We start from the raw sequence: 17,006 nt of genomic DNA, 5'->3' as shown, positions 1-17,006 counted from the left end.
AATGATATTTAAGGATATGAAGATGGCTGTGCAACTTGCTCAACCACTTAATTTTACTAATGCTGCAGCATTAAAAGTGAAAGAGCTTATCAACGAAGAAGAAAACGTTAATTTGAAGTTACGCGTCTATATAACAGGCGGTGGCTGTTCTGGTTTTCAATATGGATTTACTTTTGATGAGGAGCGAAAAGAAGACGATATGATGTTTGAAAATCAGGGTGTTTGTCTATTAGTGGATGCAATGAGTTTTCAATACCTAATTGGTGCTGACATTGACTATAAAGAAGATGTAGAAGGGGCACATTTCATTATTCGCAACCCCAATGCTAAAACAACTTGTGGTTGTGGTTCATCTTTTTCAGTTTAACTCTTTATTTTATTTATATGCGTAGTGTTGCATTTAATCAAACTACAATAACACCTTCAAAAATCGTTTGTGTTGGTCGTAATTACCTTAAGCACATTCATGAATTAAACAATCAAGTACCTGATGAACCAGTACTTTTTATTAAACCAAATTCTTCACTATCCGATTGTTTAGTCATTCCAGCTAATAGAATATTACATTATGAAGCTGAATTAAGTTTTATGGTTATTGATCACCATCTAAAAGCTGTTGCTATTGGTTTGGATTTAACAGATAGAGCATTACAAACAACTTTAAAGCAAAAAGGATTGCCCTGGGAAAAGGCTAAGGCCTTTGATTCATCTGCAGTGTTTAGCAAGTTTATTCTACTTGAAGATGAAAGTCTTATTAAGCATTTATCATTTGCGTTATATATTAATAATCAACTTAAGCAAAAAGGTGATTATGCACATATGATTTATAAACCGCAAATGCTAATTTATCATATAGAACAATATTTCAGCATGTTATCTGGTGATATATTGATGACAGGTACACCAGAAGGCGTTGGAGAAATCAAATTAGGTGATACGTTTAAGGTTGAATTGTATTTAAATGAAAAAATGTTATTACGACAGTCTTGGCAAGCAAGTTTATAACCTAAATGTAAACTGATATGTTGAAAATAAGGATCAAATAAAGTTATGTGGGCAATTATTGGTAGCAGTGGTTTTGAAGAATTTGATGAGTTTGAAATAATCGAGCCCTTACCAAGAGAAACACCTTTTGGCTTGTGTTCAAATGGACTCTACCGTATTAAGGTTAATGATAAAGAAATGCTTTTCTTATGTCGAACAGGACAATCTGAAAATATTCTGCCTTCTAAAATTAATTATCGGGCTAATATTTATGTGCTTAAAAAATACGGAGCCACAGCGATTTTGGCACTATCGTCGGTACGAAGTTTACAAACCATCATCAAACCTGGAGAAATGGTAATTCCTTATCAATATATAGATCGTACTAAAGGGTTGCGTGAAGCTACTTTTTGTGATGATGGAATTTTAGCTTATGTATCACTAACACATCCAATTAGCGAAGAGGCGGCAAATAAAATAAAGCAGTATAAGAAAAACTTTGACTTCCCTATTCATTTTGGTCAAGTTTGTATTTGTATTGACGGACCTCAATTTCCAACGATGGTAGATGCAAAATGCTATCAGGTAATGGGAGGTGGTGTTATTGGTATGACGGCTTTTCCTGAATTTGTTTTAGCAAGAGAGGCAGGACTCCATTACTTGCCATGTAATTTTATTGTTGACTACGTGCCTTGGTCAAATAACATTATCAACAATGATTGTATTTTACAAACTCGTTTTGATAATCATGCTAAAGCTGTAATGCTAGTGAAATGGGTTGGTATGCACTTAACTGAATTTGCCCTATCTGATTGTAATGATTTAGGTATTGCAAGCAGTATAAGTGGTTTGGGTGATAGGATGACACCCAAACAGCAAAGTTGGTTTAGCGTTTTAGCGAAGTCAAATAGTGTATCAGTGCAGGTTAAACCAAAATCTGAACTAAGAGAAGTCACACTTTATCATGGTTTAAAGATGATTCCAGATAAATTACAAAACTTATTGGATTTCGTGAATAAATATAAAAAAGAGAGCCCACTTAACATTGAAAGTGTGCGTAGGTCCGCATCATCACTCATGTTATACGCTGGAGAAAAAATTGAACTTACCTCGATTAGGGATTTTGCACTTAAACTTGATAAACGTGAAATTAATGTACGTTTATACCATCCTGATCCCAGTAAATATCTTCCAATTATTATCTATACACATGGTGGTGGCTTTGTGTCTGGTACATTGAACTCTTTTGATTCACCTTGTCGGTATTTAGCTAAAATAACCAATCGTGTGGTTTTAGCTATTGACTATCGTTTGGCGCCTGAAAATCCTTACCCTTCAGGGCTAGATGATGTTTATATTGCTGCTAAATGGGCATATAACCATGCACATGATATCAAGGCAAGTAATGAAGATTTTACTTTGGCAGGAGATAGTTCTGGTGGTAATTACACAGTTTTATGCATTGAGAAATCATTACAAACAAGAGATTTTAATGTGACTAATCAGATACTCATTTATCCTACAACTGATCTTAGCCATAATACGGAGTCGATGTGTGAGTTTAGCCAGGGTTATTTGTTAGAATCACGCAATGTTAATTGGTATAATGAGCAATATCGACCAAAAGGTATAAATGCTGATGACTCACGTATATCACCACTTTATATTAAAAATCTCGAAAAAATGCCTCGCACCTTAGTTTTTACTGCAGGTTATGACCCATTAAGAGACGAAGGATTATTGTTTGCACAAGCATTAATGGAGAGGGGGGTAGATACTCATCATTATCATTTTGATAACATGATTCATGGGTTCATTAATTTTGGCAAACTGGTGCCGCAAGAATGCGAAATTCTTTATCAACGGATTGATCGGTTTTTAACAGCAAGGTAACACTATAAAAGTATCGTGATTAACTTTTAAAAAAGATGGTACTATCTATACTGAGTTTAGAATCTAGCAGTATTTAAGGTTCAGCCATGAAAATTGAATTAAAAAAACAAAATGGATTTAGCTTAATTGAGTCACTCGTTGTTCTTACCATTTTAGTCTTTGTTTTCAATTCATTTATAACCGTAATGCTGCGTTCAGCAATAGTTGCCAATCGTACTAACAGTCAAGTTGAGATTGAATTTTTACTTGACAATCGAGTTGAAGAGTCCTGGATAACAGGTCAAAACATGGATCTCTCGCCTACAGGAAACATTAACTTTTCAACAACAGCTACAGAATTAATTGGTAGAAACATCATGTTAAATATTGAACAAAAAAGAATTTATGCGGTGAGTCCTTAAGGAGCACACAGGATGGCTAGTTATCTAAAGAAACTAAAAAAACAACAAGGAGCATCGCTTATTCAAGTATTGATTGGTATCTCTGTGGGTGCCTTTGTTTTAGTGATTGCAGCAGAAATGTATTTTACGGTACGTAATAGTTATACGCGTACCGTAACACAAATGACGGATAATACGCGTGCAAATCTCGTTTCACAAGTTATCCGTAATACTATAGATAAAGCAACTTCACTTTCACCTTTTGGAATTTGGCCTTGGCAGCAAGTTGATGTGCGTACTTTAAGCTTTAATCCACTAGTTTATCCCCCTATCTATGCTGCAACTTTATTAAACTTCTATAATCCTCCTAACCAGGTATTAGGGACACATATCTTAATGTTACAAAGCATGGTTAGCAGTCAATTTACCACATCAGGAATTAATCAAGGTGACAATCCTATTCCAACAACTTTAGCAATTGGAAACAATGATTTTGTATTACTTGCCGATCAGGCAGGATATCAGGTCATGAAAGCCACAGCTAATGCCTCAGGTAGCTTAGTTTCTGTTGAGCAAGGTCCAGCAAGATCCTATGCAATCAATAGTTTTTTAGCTCAATATCATGTTTATATCTTCTATTTGCGTGAACTTAATGGTGTAAGAAGCCTCATGCTTAATGTGGATGGGGAAAGCAAAAGTGATGAAGTGATCAGAAATGTTGAAGACTTTCAGATTCGCTATTTTATTAATGGCGCCTGGAGAAATATAGATAATGAAGGTACTCCAGGTTATCTAAATAGTTGGTACAAAGAAACAAAGGGTATTGAAATTCAATATCAAATTAATGCTCAGCAATATACACTTATTATCGCCTTAAAACCTAACCTTTTATAAGGTACTAAAAAGTTTAAACTAAAGTAAAGTAGGGTATTGAGAGACAGGCAAAACTCGCTTATTATGCTTGCGTCTTTTGTCAACAAAACAAACAGTAGGTTTAAAAATGCACTACAACGAGAGAACGCAAGCGCTTATCGAAAAATTAACAAGCATGTTCAAGGACAAATTTTCAGTACAAAATGCAAAGAATCTCGAGTCACTTTTAAAAGCATATATTCGAGTGATTTCAGAAAAAGAATTGTACAGTCGCGAACTTCTTGATTTATACGGCTCTATCGTATCTTTTTGGAAATACATTTACAAAAACAGTGATAATGATTTATTAGTACGTGTTTACAATCCAGTATATGAACAAAATGGCTGGGTATCACACCATACAGTCATAGAAATGTCATGTTATGATTCTCCTTTTATCGTTGATAGCTTAATGATGTTAATGTCTTCTATGGGTATTGGTATTCATTTTATGATGAATGTTGGGGGTATTGATTTAAAGCGCAATGCTAGAGGTGAGCTTACTGAGCTTGTTGATAATATTGGAGATAACGTTTCAATGCTAGATACTGCTAAATCATGCTTGGTTATAATGGAAATTGATCGTCAGAGCGATCAACGCCAGAATTTTGAGCTTATTGAAGCAAATGTTAGAGAAACCTATAAAAAGCTACAAGCAGTTATTCGTGATTTCGAACCAATGAAAAACGAATTACAAACCATGATTCAAGATGTCCAACGTCCGAAAAATAAAATTGCTAAAAACTATTATAATGAGGCAATTGACTTTCTAGAATTCTTAAAAAAAGACCATTTTATCTTTTTAGGTTATTGTGCATTTGCGGCAAAAAAAACTAAACACGGGAAGGTTTTTACAGCACAAAAAGATTCTGTCTTAGGATTATTCTCAGTGAATGATGACTATATTACTGCACTCAATGATATTCATGAAAAAAGTTTAAATATTAGTACAAATGTAGATGCAATTTTAACTGTTGCTAAGTCAGATCAGATTTCTCCAATTCATCGTCAAGCTTATATGGATATTGTTTCTGTTGCTATTTATGATGATAAAAGTGAAATTATTGGCTATAAACGTTTGTTAGGTTTGTATACATCAACTGCCTATCATTCATCACCACAACATATCCCATTTTTACGCTTACGCAAAGAAATGGTATTAAAGCAATCAGGCTTTAGAAAGTTTGGTCATGCCTATAAAGCACTAAGTAATATTATTGACACTTATCCACGTGATGAGCTCTTTTTAAGCTCTGATGAAGAACTCTTTAATACTGCTCTTGGAATTTATCATATTCGTGAGCGCCAAATAATAAAGTTGTTCGTACGTAAGGACCAATTTAGTCGTTATTATTTTTGTATGCTTTATATGCCGAGGGATCGTTACAATTCCGATGTGCGTGAACGCGCCGAAAAGATATTGCTAAAAACTTTCAATGGTAACCGCATTGTGTTTAAAACAAACTTCTTAGAAAGTGTTCTATGCCGTATTGACTTTACAGTTTACTTAGATGGTAATCCAGCCTTTGAAAATATTGATTTTGAGCTGTTAGAAGAACAAATTAAAACAGCTGAGCGCCAATGGAGCGATTACCTTTTTGATGAATTAATTGAAGAGTATGGCGAAAATAAAGGTCGTTATTATTTCCAAGAGTATGGACATGCTTTTTCTTCAGCATATAAAGATGATTACATTCCACGTAAAGCAGTTTCTGATGTTATTCATTTTGAAACCTCGCATAAAAATCGACTATCAATGTGCTTATACCAGGTTCTAGAAGAAAGCAGCAATAGATTACATTTTAAAGTTTTTTTACGTGATGAAATTATTCAGTTAAGCCAAGTGATGCCAATTTTAGAAAATTTTGGTCTTTGCGTATCGGAGGAGCGTCCATATAAAATTAGCCCAAAGTCAGGTGGATTTATATGGTTATCTGATTTTGGTTTAACCACTACTAAACCAGTTGATATTATGGAAGTAAGTGAATTATTAAAAGAAGCCTTTGCTGTTATATGGATTGGTATCACAGAAAATGATCGCCTTAACTCTTTAATCGTTTATGCTGGTTTAAATTGGCGTGAAGTTGCTTTAGTAAGGACCTACACACGCTATGTGGTACAAATTGGTATGCGTTTTAGTCAACAGCATATTGAAACCACATTTATAGAATACTCTGATATTATTCGAGAAATAATAAAATTATTTGATATACGTTTTAACCCAGAATATGCTAAAGAAATGCGTCAAGAAAAAGTAGAAGCTTATCGTCAGTCAATTAAAAATAAATTGAGTAACGTTGCAAGTTTAGATCAGGATAAGATCTTGCGCCGTTTATATGAAATCGTTGAGGCAACCCAACGCACAAACTTCTACCAAAAAACTGCAAATAATGAATATAAAGAATATATTTCTTTCAAGCTCATTCCAGCAAAAATTTCAGAAATGCCAAAGCCTGTACCTATGTTCGAAATTTTTATGTATTCACCACGAGTTGAAGGCATACATTTACGCGGTGCAAAAGTTGCTCGTGGTGGACTACGTTGGTCGGATCGAAAAGAAGATTATCGCACAGAAATATTAGGCTTAGTTAAAGCACAACAAGTTAAAAATGCTGTTATTGTCCCACTTGGTGCAAAGGGTGGATTTTTACCTAAAAAATTACCTGTTCACTTAGGGCGTGATGCCGTAATGGAGGAAGCTATAAGCTGTTATAGAATGTTTATTAGTTCTCTTTTAGATATCACTGATAATATTAAAAATAATGAAATTATCAAACCACAAAATGTCATTTGTTATGATGAAGATGATCCATATTTGGTTGTTGCAGCTGATAAAGGTACGGCGACTTTTTCAGATATTGCTAATGAAGTGGCTGTTCAATACGATTTTTGGCTAGGGGATGCGTTTGCTTCAGGTGGTTCAAATGGCTATGATCATAAGAAAATGGCAATTACTGCGCGTGGAGCATGGGAGTCAGTTAAACGTCACTTTAGAGAAAAAGGTAAAGATATCCAAAGCGAAGATTTTACAGTGGTTGGTATTGGTGATATGTCAGGGGATGTGTTTGGTAATGGAATGCTATTGTCTAAACATATTCGCCTAATCGCTGCTTTCAACCACATGCATATTTTCATTGATCCTAATCCAGATGCAACTTCTAGTTATGTAGAAAGAAAACGGTTATTTGATATGCCGCGCTCAACTTGGGAAGATTATGATAAATCTCTTATTTCACAAGGTGGTGGGATATTTAGTCGTCTAGTAAAAAGTATTAAGTTAAGCAATGAAATTAAAGCTTTACTGCAAACAGATGCTGATGAACTTGAACCAAACAAATTAATTCAACTTCTGCTTAAAGCAAACTTTGAATTACTATGGAATGGAGGAATTGGTACCTACGTTAAGGCGCATACTGAAAGTCATCAAGATGTAGGTGATCGAGCCAATGATTCATTACGTGTTAATGGTCGTGATCTAAACTGCTTAGTAGTGGGGGAGGGGGGGAATCTTGGTTTTACTCAATTAGGTCGTATTGAATATGCCTTAAAAGGTGGTGCAATCAACACTGATGCGATAGACAATGCCGCAGGAGTTGATTGTTCAGATCACGAAGTGAATATTAAAATTCTACTTAATGCAGCAGTCGAATGTGGTGATATTTCTATGCAAAGTAGGAATAAGTTATTGGCAGAAATGTCTGATGATGTAGCAAAGTTGGTGCTTGAAAATAATTATAGTCAAAACAGGACTATTGCTAATGAGTTGAAATATCAGGAACGCTACTTTGTTGAATCTTATGCACGCTTGATGCGTGAGCTTGAGCGTAAAATGCAACTTGATCGTGAAGTTGAATATTTGCCAACTGATAAGTTATTACAAACAAGAGCTGTATCTGGTAAAAGCTTAACTGCTCCTGAGTTTGCTGTGATTATGGCATACACCAAAACAATGATTAAACAACAAATCTTAAAGTCAGACTTGCCTGATGACCCTTATTTTTCATTCTTTTTATTATGGGAATTTCCAAAAGTATTACGCGAAAAGTATGTGAATTTAATGCAAAGTCATAAGCTTAAAAGAGAGATTATCGCGACTCAAATTACCAATGCTGTAACTTTATATATGGGTGTTACTTTTATTCAGAGACTATATGATGAAACTGGTGCTTCTGTTGCCGATATTATTAAGGCATTTTGTGCGATTGTTGAAATTTTTGGCTTGAATCAAATATGGCAAAAGGTTGAAAACCTAAATGGCAAAGTTTCTAGCGAAAGCCAACAAGAATGTTTGCAAATCTTATTTAGATTTGTTAGACGAAATTGCCGTTGGATATTACGTAATGAGACACGTGGTTTTGCAATTAATCAAACTATTGAAAAATATGCCATATCAGCAACTGAATCGTTAAAAGTTTTCCCAAGGCTTCTTATTTCATCTGAAAAACAACGTATTGAGCGTAAATCTGCTGCGTTGTTAGAAGCAGGCGTCCCACAAGATATCATTGATAGTGTCTTGTCATTTAAAATGGCAACCTCGGTAATGGATTTAACTGCGGCAATTGAAGTAATTCAAGATGAGAAGCTATTTGAAGAAATTTCTATTTTCTTGAATCAAAAATTATGGTTGTCATGGTTTAGGGGATGTATTAATAACTTAGGTAGTAAACAATCGTATTGGGGTACGCTTTCAACTTCAGCATTAAGGGATGACTTAGATAAATTACAATATCGCCTTGTTAAGCGCGTGATTGAGCTATGTCTAGATATTGAAGGTGTTGAAGCAAAAATACAGTATTGGCTTGACCTTAATAAAAGCTACATTGCACGCTGGTTAGGTTTAATTGAAGATATGCGTGCCGATGAGCCTAACCTTGAATCCGTAAATATTGCTTTTAGAAGTTTAGATGACCTTGCTCGCGCAAGGTGAGACAGAGACAAGATAAAACAGAAATGAGCTCTACGGAAAGGAGTTTTTTCATTTTTTGTCTGAGTCTCACATCTGGGAAAAACCAGATATGTGTTTTTTTAGTTGTTAGGAGATAAAATTTATCTTTTATCTTTATTAGGTATTAATTTAACATAATATATATTATGAGAATCAAAGTAAATCAGCATATTGTAAGCAGGTTTAGGATTTAGGTACACTAGTATGTTTTTTATTTCATGATACAATACTGCGCTTGAATGTCTCAAAGGTAATAAGGTTTACTCAATAATTATGAATTTTTTACAAAATTACTTTCAATTTTCTAAATATAATACATCTTTACGCACTGAACTTATTGCAGGTTTAACCACCTTTTTGGCAACGCTGTATATTATTGTTGTTAATGCGAAAATTCTCTCACAAACTGGAATGCCAGAAAGTGCACTTGTGACAAGTACAGTGCTTATTTCCGCCTTTGCCTCGATTGCTATGGGAGTTTATGCCAGAAACCCTTATGCTTTAGCACCAGCAATGGGAATGAATGTCTTTTTTACGTACACTATCGTTAAAGCTTGGGAGATTCCTTGGCAAGTTGCACTGGGTGCGGTTTTTTGGTCAGGTGTACTATTTGCACTTTTAGCTATTTTCAATGTTCGTACTAAAATTCTGGCTGGCATCCCTGATGGTGTAAAGCATGGTATTGGTGCAGGAATTGGTATTTTTATTGCTTTGGTTGGCTTTTATAATGCTGGTGTTATACACCAAGCACCATCTGGTTTGTTGGCAATCGCACCATTAACAGCAGAAACGCTTATATTTTTGATTTGTTTTTTTGCGCTTACCATTTTTCTAGCGCTACGCATTAAAGCTGCTATTTTATTGATGATTGTATTGGGTTGCATATTAGCTTTTCCAGTTGGACGCATATTTGGTGATAACATCATCATGCACTTACCAAACGATATTGTATCATGGCCAGATTTTTCACTCTTTTTTGCAATTGATTGGTCAGGTAGCCTAAAAGTAGCTGCTCTTCCTGCAATTTTTACTTTTCTATTTATCAATATTTTTGATAGCACTGGCACCTTAATCGGTCTTGCACAATCTTCTAATTGGTTTGATAAAGATGGTCAACCGATTCGTATCAAACAATCCCTTATCGTAGACTCATTTGCATCAGCAAGCTCTGGCCTCATGGGCAGCTCCCCTACTTCGATTTACGTTGAATCTGTGACGGGTATCTCCGTTGGTGGGCGTACTGGCTTAGTAGCAGTTATCGTCGGAATATTGTTTTTACCCTTTTTGTTTTTAGCACCCATTGTAATGATGGTCCCAATGTACGTTGTCGCACCTGCTTTAGTTATTGTGGGAAGTTTTATGTTATCCTCCGTTAAGCAAATTCAATGGGATGATACATCCCATGCCATTCCTGCATTTATGACTATTATTTTGATGCCACTTACGCTATCAATTTCAGAAGGCATCGTTTGGGGGATGGTAACATGGTTTATTATCACCATGATCCAAGATCGCAGCCAAATCACGCCAATGTCTTTAATTATTACCATTTGTTGTTTTTTAATCATGTTAGGCTCTCTCAAAGTCTTTTAAAATCATTTATACTATTTATTACTTTTAACCCCACTCTTATTAAATTAAAAATAACTTTATTACGTTCTCTCATGCGTTATAAATTCAGCATGGATATAAAAAAATAATACTAAAAACGGAGTATATATGAGCCCTAAAGCTGATAAAAAACGACCCTTAAAACTCGATCTTAAGAAAATCAATGAATTTGATGAATTACTATTAAACCTGTATCCTGAACCAGAACAAAACTTCACTGGTGATGAGCATATTTTTTCATTATCCATGTTAGATGGATATTTAACTGCAGTATTACTATGCCCTGAGTTTATAGATGAGCAAGATTGGTTAGAAGGTGTTTGGCAAGAAGGTTCCTTGCCACATTTCAAAGACCCAGCAGAGCAAACTAAATTGCTTGAAGGTATTGCTCAACACTACGATACACTTAAGCACTGTTTTGACAATGAACTTGTTGACTTTGAACCATTCGTTTATCATAAAATGTACAAAGGTCAAGCCATGCCTGCGATTGACCTTTGGCTAGATGGGTTTGAACGTGGCTTTGAGTATTTTGAAGCTGCATGGCACTTAAATCCACAAATTGAATCTGTTATTGATGAAATATTAGGCTTTGATGATGAATGTGATTTTGAGAATTTGTCTTTAGATCAACGTAACAAAGAACTTTCTAAGCTTTCTGATTTAATTATTCAACTGTATGCTTTAAAAAAGTCAAGCTCATGAATAAATCGAACTGTTAGATTCGTTATGAGTACCATTCTGACACGACAACCACTGCTGCCCTATTGCACTTTTGCTTTATAAAAAATATGCTTATCACACAAATTTATTGAATCAACAAAAAATCATGACTCATTTTAAAAGTCTCTATAGTGCCAAACAAGCTTATGATATAGATCAATATCTTATTCATAATAAAAGCATTAACAGTCTAGATCTTATGGCTAAAGCTGCTTTTGCTTGTTTTAATGAAATTCAAAAGCAATGTCCTCAACGCATTGTTGTGATTGCAGGTTATGGTAATAATGCAGGAGATGGCTTTATGATTGCAGCGCTTACACATATGGCCAATATTGACACACGTATATTCACTACTATTGATGATGATCGATTAACCCCAGATACCCAATATATGTTGAAGCATGCAAAAAGTTTAGGCATTGATATAAAATTGTTATCTTATGTTGATCATGATCTTTTTGAAGAAGCGATTAAACAAGCAAATGTTGTGGTTGACGCGCTTTTTGGCACTGGCATTAATCGTGATATCAGTGGTTATCTCAGTACAATTGTTAAAACGATTAATGCTCACAGTCGTTATACCTTAAGTGTTGATGTCCCATCAGGGGTGTGCGCTTCGACTGGTAAGTTATTTAGTTGCGCCATCAAGGCCAATACAACCGTAAGCTTTGTCTGCAACAAAATAGGACTCTATACAGGGGAAGCTCCTGATTATGTCGGTAATCTCATTTATGCTCCACTTGTTAGTGAGGATATGTTTGATTCTAGCCTTCAACCGCAAGCAACTCTATTAGACCATAGTGATCTAAAAAGCTATATTTCTCACTTACTCAAATGCAAAACTATTAACAAAAATGACAAAGGAAACGTTGGTATCATTGCAGGTGATAAAGGGATGTCTGGTGCTGCTATTATGACTGCAACTGCCGCATTAATCATAGGTGCAGGACGTGTAAGTTTATTTACTCATAAAGAGCATGCCACTTTTATCAACCTGAATCAACCTGAGATTATGTGTTATGGAGTTGAGCAATTCAGGGACGTTGAAATGCTAATAAATAAATTAGATGTTCTTGTAATTGGTCCAGGCATGGTTGAATCTATGCCTTGGTCACAACGTATTATCACTGAAGCACTTAAGTTTAATAAAACTATGATTATAGATGCCGGTGCATTAGATTTCTTGAAATCAATTCAACTTCGATGTAATCAAGATCAACTGCTCATTACACCACACGAAGGCGAAGCAGCAAGAATATTAAATACAACTGCAAGCATAGTTCGTAATAACCGTATTGAATTAACCAAAACACTGGCGGATCATTATCATACACAAGTCTTGCTAAAAGGTGCTGGAACTTTACTCTACACTGAGAATAAACTTAAGCTTTGCCGTTATGGACATCCTATTTTAGCAACTGCTGGCTCAGGTGATTTACTTACAGGCATGATTGCAGGTCTTGCTGCACAACTTCAATCCGTTAGTAAGGCTGCTGAGTTTGCTGTTCTTTTACAAGGGATAGCCAGTGAAAAATATGCTAAAGAAAAAGGTGTTTATGGCTTTAGCGCCACAAAATTACTACAAGCCGTGGTAGATGTGTTGAATGAGTACGCCTAACCCCCCGTTACTGAACTTGCTTAAGTGTCGGCTTATCCCAATTACCGACCACATCAAAGCTAACAAGACCCATATTTCTAAATAATGTATTGCCTAAAACCTTACCACCCAAATAGGTGGCAAGAGCAACTACTGGTCCCCCCAAAGCACCAGCTACAGCAGCTGTGGTGCCCGAAAAATGAGGTTGATATTTAATTCTTTGATTCAATGTTTTGTTTAAAATGTTAATATCTCCTTGCACAATAAGTGCAAAACCTGGCGTGTCAATCACAACTGAAGGCTGGCTTATGGCAATGCCATCCTTTAAGTCATATCTACCCGTGATATGGTTAAATGGCATCCCTTGATGCTCAAAATCGTTATAAGGTAAAAATAATCGTTTAAAATAAGCATCTAAACTTAGTAAACCTATGTATTTTGCAATACCTGCATCTATCGACAGAATTACGCCATTTAGTAAGTCGATACTTATGTTACCTTTTATGTTTGAGAAACTTGGCATGAGTTTTGACCAGCTGAAATTTGCATTTAGATCCCCAGATGTACTTTTAAGAAAGTTTTCATAGCCAAAACTATTAAGTAAATTTCCCCAATTTAGTGAAAATGCATTAAGTTGCAAGGTACTGCCTTGTGGTGATAACTGCACACTTGCTAAGAGTTTTGAGCTTGGATCATAGGCTGACAATACTGGAATAAATAAAACGCCAGCGCGTATATTAACCGCTACTAAGATATTTGGAATACCATATCCACCTACTTGTAAATTAGTTAATTTAATGTTGGCATTTGGAATTTTTTGTAGAGTATTAACGTTAAGCACCTTAGCTAAAACACCTTTAAACTGAGCATCGTTTCGAGTTTGTTGTTCTTTTTCTTTTTTAAATTTATCGCTAGATAACCTAAAGGATAAATTATCTGCGTTTACTTCTATTGGCTTTTGTAAAGCTTGTGGTATGTCAATAGTTATTTTAACTGAATTATTAGCCGTCAACTCAATATTTGTATAATGTTGACTTACTGCTGTTTTAAGGTTGACATCCTGGTAAATCGTATTACAAACATCAAGTAAACCTATATCCAAATTGATTTTTGGTTTAAGCCAATTACTTAAATTGCGATAGATGCAATTAGCATAATTTGCAACGATGAGACAATTATCATAACTTGTTTTTTTATCTTCCACCAAGGGAGTATTTAGTGCTGTTAGTTGTTGTAGTTGATTTTGAGCACGAAAGGTTAAGATTGCTTGGTCAACCATATTTGCTAGATTCAATAAGAAATCTAAACTGAGTTTATGGATGTGCCCTGTCATACTCAATGCGCCTATACCTTTGTTGCTAAAGTTAAATCCCGTTGTTAAATCTGTTTGATTTGCAATATTTAGTTTAGTTTCAACTTCAAATTGTGCTTTTGAAATTTGTTGAATGTCAATTGGTTTACCTATGTTATTGTCCTTTTGCCATGAAAGCTTAAGCTCAATTGGCAAAGATTCAAAAGCTGTTTTATTAAATGGAGCACCTAATGTGCTTGTCAAACCTATAAAATTACTGTCTATTTTAAATTCGCCTTTATCAAAATTACTATTGAGTGCGAAGCTAATGGGCAAGGTTCCTGACAGTTTTTGTTTTGTACTAAACTTTGTTAATGGATTGAAGTTTCCTTCTGTAAATGGAATAGTCGTTTTGCCTGTTAGCATGACAGTCGGGTTTTTGGGATTTTCTATGTTAAGCGACCCTGTTAATGCGACAGGGAAATTCTTGTTTAACATAGCTTTTATTTGGTGTATAAAAACATTGCTATTATTGAATGCAATTTCACCTTCCATAGCATAGATGTTATATACAAATGGCTGATATATAGATAATAAACCATCATTGATTGAAACTTTACCATAAAAGCGATGATGACGTGACTGATCACCGAATGGAATCTCAATCCCTAGGCTTATACTTGTGTTAGCCTGTAATTTTGCATAATGGCTTAGCTCATTCACTAACTTGCCATATTCTGTACTTTCTAAATACGTGTAAGCTTGCTTACTATTTGTGTCAGCACTACCAGTGATAGTAAGAGTTGCTGGGATGTTACGAGCAATGTTATCAACACTGACGTGAGCTATTTTAATTGGAATTCCACCTAGCATTCCCCTATCGACCTTAGCGCTTAATTGTTCATTGTCAAAGTGAAGACTACCATTAAGCCCATAAGCAACACCTAAACCAAAATATGGTATAAGCTTTCCATCTTGAATATTAGCATCTATTTTAAAAACACCTGAATCATCTGCAAATGGAATATTACGTGCCACCCCTTTGATTTTAAGACTTGCATCAACTGCTTTTGCACCATATAAAGATTTCATTAACCAATCATAAAGCGCTATTGGAATACCATGTTTGGGTAAAAAAGATTGATATTCCGTTGTTACATGTTGTCCAGTTAGGTTTGCTTTGATATCTAATGTAAAATTTAATGGCTGATCAAGTGGAACGTCGATATTGCCTTTAGCAGAAAAATTAATTGTTTTGTTATTTAATTGAAGATTTGGCACATAAACGATGACTTTATCTTGTTGTTTGATGATATTTAATTCGCCAACAGCGTTAAATTGTGGCCATACTTTTGTAAACACCGTATTTTCACCCAAGGTAAAATTTGGTGCATTTAATAAAATTTTTGCACTATTTTTTTGCCACCAAAGTTGTCCAGTTAAACCGGTAAAATCAAAGCGTTTATCACTTTGTGTGACGCCTAAATTATTGAAGTTGGCACTTAGTTGCACACCATCCATATTCATTTCCTGTAAATCAAATGAAAGTTGTAGATTTGTGAGCTGCCCTGATAAAATTAAGTCTTTACGCCATTTAACAACATCTAACTGAGTCAAATTTGAAAAATCTGCCAAATTAAAGCGTGAAACATTCATCATTAAGCGATGATTATCCAAAGCCATGAGCGTAGATCTAAATATATAATGTTTATTGTGCGTTACGAAGGTTAAAGGATTTACGTCTAACATAAAGCGACCTTGGTAGCGAAATAGCCTTAAGTTAAAGGATATATTTTTAAACTTTGTTTTCTGCAGCAATTTAGTTTCTAATTCTAATTCAGATAACTCCCCGATCATAGAAATCTCATCCAAGCCTTTTATAGAACTTTGAATAAATAGATTAATTTGATTTCCTATCAATGGCTCAAACTTGATTTTATCACTAAGGTTATTAAGCACACTAATAAGTACATGTGCTTTATCCATTAAATTACTATCAAAGTAATATTTATCATCCTTTTGTTCGATAACTGCTGTTATTTCTACTTGTGTATTTTGCTTAGCTATCAAAGGTGAAATTGCTATGTTTAATAAGCCTTTTTGTTGCTTTCTTTTTGTATAATCCATATTTAACGTAAGTTCCCAGGCTATACCCTGACTTCTTAGATCAATGACAACTATCATTCCTTTTAAGCTTAACCGCTGTTGTTGAAGCAAGTAATCCAAAACTCTCGACCAACATCCACCTATCTGATTGATCTCTTCTACAGATAGTAACTGCAAAAATTGATTATCAATTTTATTTGTTTCTGAATAATACTTCAGTTTTGGTGAATCAATCACAATCGACTTCGTCACAAAATTCCAAGCGATTAAAGATCGAATTCCATCAATTCTAACTGTCATTTCAGGAATATTCAGTGAAAAATCATGGCCATTCACCATAATTTGACCAACCTTAACTACAGGATCAAGACCACGCCAATCAGCATATTCAATTTGTAATGATACTTTTGAACCTGTCATTTGAGAAAGCACATCTTCAATCGTATGTTGATAACTTGGCAACAGCCTTAATAATCCATATCCTACTAAGATCACAATCAGGAGAAAACTGGCAAAGACAATTCCAAGCCATAAAATAAAAACACGTCTTCTCATAAATTGTCA

The 17,006-nt window shown here is 34.9% G+C and carries 10 protein-coding genes; 9 read left to right on the top strand and 1 reads right to left on the bottom strand.

The window, feature by feature from the left end; translation table 11 throughout:
* The first annotated feature begins 16 nt into the window (after nt 1–16).
* The 9 genes from erpA to M1V25_RS03685 all read left to right on the top strand — a co-directional run bounded on the left by erpA (nt 17) and on the right by M1V25_RS03685 (nt 13,066).
* The gene (gene erpA, locus M1V25_RS03725) at nt 17–367 is read left to right on the top strand and encodes an iron-sulfur cluster insertion protein ErpA (RefSeq protein WP_157966569.1); all 351 of its coding nucleotides are present in this window, start codon (nt 17–19) and stop codon (nt 365–367) included.
* Between the two features lie 17 nt (nt 368–384).
* Nucleotides 385–1,005: a fumarylacetoacetate hydrolase family protein gene (locus M1V25_RS03720; RefSeq protein WP_116963537.1), complete on the top strand. Its 621-nt coding sequence runs from the start codon at nt 385–387 to the stop codon at nt 1,003–1,005.
* Nucleotides 1,006–1,050: 45 nt separating this feature from the next.
* Nucleotides 1,051–2,877 (top strand): alpha/beta hydrolase fold domain-containing protein, encoded by a 1,827-nt coding sequence (locus M1V25_RS03715; RefSeq protein ID WP_498842477.1) that lies wholly within the window; start codon nt 1,051–1,053, stop codon nt 2,875–2,877.
* Between the two features lie 86 nt (nt 2,878–2,963).
* Nucleotides 2,964–3,278, top strand: coding sequence for a pilus assembly FimT family protein (locus tag M1V25_RS03710; RefSeq protein WP_498842476.1), 315 nt, complete (start codon nt 2,964–2,966; stop codon nt 3,276–3,278).
* A 12-nt stretch (nt 3,279–3,290) separates the two neighbouring features.
* Complete coding sequence (locus tag M1V25_RS03705) at nt 3,291–4,151, top strand: PulJ/GspJ family protein (RefSeq protein WP_498842475.1); 861 nt, start codon at nt 3,291–3,293, stop codon at nt 4,149–4,151.
* A 106-nt stretch (nt 4,152–4,257) separates the two neighbouring features.
* Nucleotides 4,258–9,096 (top strand): NAD-glutamate dehydrogenase, encoded by a 4,839-nt coding sequence (locus M1V25_RS03700; protein WP_498842474.1) that lies wholly within the window; start codon nt 4,258–4,260, stop codon nt 9,094–9,096.
* 291 nt (nt 9,097–9,387) lie between these two features.
* Nucleotides 9,388–10,707: an NCS2 family permease gene (locus tag M1V25_RS03695; protein ID WP_498842473.1), complete on the top strand. Its 1,320-nt coding sequence runs from the start codon at nt 9,388–9,390 to the stop codon at nt 10,705–10,707.
* A 126-nt stretch (nt 10,708–10,833) separates the two neighbouring features.
* The gene (locus M1V25_RS03690) at nt 10,834–11,430 is read left to right on the top strand and encodes a UPF0149 family protein (protein ID WP_116963503.1); all 597 of its coding nucleotides are present in this window, start codon (nt 10,834–10,836) and stop codon (nt 11,428–11,430) included.
* Nucleotides 11,431–11,554: 124 nt separating this feature from the next.
* Nucleotides 11,555–13,066 carry an NAD(P)H-hydrate dehydratase gene (locus M1V25_RS03685; RefSeq protein WP_498842472.1) on the top strand — a complete coding sequence of 504 codons (1,512 nt, stop codon included), beginning with the start codon at nt 11,555–11,557 and terminating at the stop codon, nt 13,064–13,066.
* A 7-nt stretch (nt 13,067–13,073) separates the two neighbouring features.
* Here M1V25_RS03685 and M1V25_RS03680 read toward each other — a convergent pair whose 3' ends face one another.
* Nucleotides 13,074–16,997 (bottom strand): YhdP family phospholipid transporter, encoded by a 3,924-nt coding sequence (locus M1V25_RS03680; RefSeq protein ID WP_498842471.1) that lies wholly within the window; start codon nt 16,995–16,997, stop codon nt 13,074–13,076.
* Nucleotides 16,998–17,006: the final 9 nt, after the last annotated feature.

It is taken from the genome of Candidatus Nebulibacter yamunensis, assembly GCF_024208055.1.
Lineage (GTDB): Bacteria > Pseudomonadota > Gammaproteobacteria > Francisellales > Francisellaceae > Caedibacter > Caedibacter lacustris.
Note: the sequence above shows the minus strand (reverse complement) of the source record. Positions and strands in the feature narration are given on the sequence as shown.

Excerpts from the sequence above, each read along its gene's own strand:
- erpA (WP_157966569.1), top strand. The coding sequence starts at position 17 with ATGAAGATGGCTGTGCAACTTGCTCAACCACTTAATTTTACTAATGCT.
- M1V25_RS03720 (WP_116963537.1), top strand. The coding sequence starts at position 385 with ATGCGTAGTGTTGCATTTAATCAAACTACAATAACACCTTCAAAAATC.
- M1V25_RS03715 (WP_498842477.1), top strand. The coding sequence starts at position 1,051 with ATGTGGGCAATTATTGGTAGCAGTGGTTTTGAAGAATTTGATGAGTTT.
- M1V25_RS03710 (WP_498842476.1), top strand. The coding sequence starts at position 2,964 with ATGAAAATTGAATTAAAAAAACAAAATGGATTTAGCTTAATTGAGTCA.
- M1V25_RS03705 (WP_498842475.1), top strand. The coding sequence starts at position 3,291 with ATGGCTAGTTATCTAAAGAAACTAAAAAAACAACAAGGAGCATCGCTT.
- M1V25_RS03700 (WP_498842474.1), top strand. The coding sequence starts at position 4,258 with ATGCACTACAACGAGAGAACGCAAGCGCTTATCGAAAAATTAACAAGC.
- M1V25_RS03695 (WP_498842473.1), top strand. The coding sequence starts at position 9,388 with ATGAATTTTTTACAAAATTACTTTCAATTTTCTAAATATAATACATCT.
- M1V25_RS03690 (WP_116963503.1), top strand. The coding sequence starts at position 10,834 with ATGAGCCCTAAAGCTGATAAAAAACGACCCTTAAAACTCGATCTTAAG.
- M1V25_RS03685 (WP_498842472.1), top strand. The coding sequence starts at position 11,555 with ATGACTCATTTTAAAAGTCTCTATAGTGCCAAACAAGCTTATGATATA.
- M1V25_RS03680 (WP_498842471.1), bottom strand. The coding sequence starts at position 16,997 with ATGAGAAGACGTGTTTTTATTTTATGGCTTGGAATTGTCTTTGCCAGT.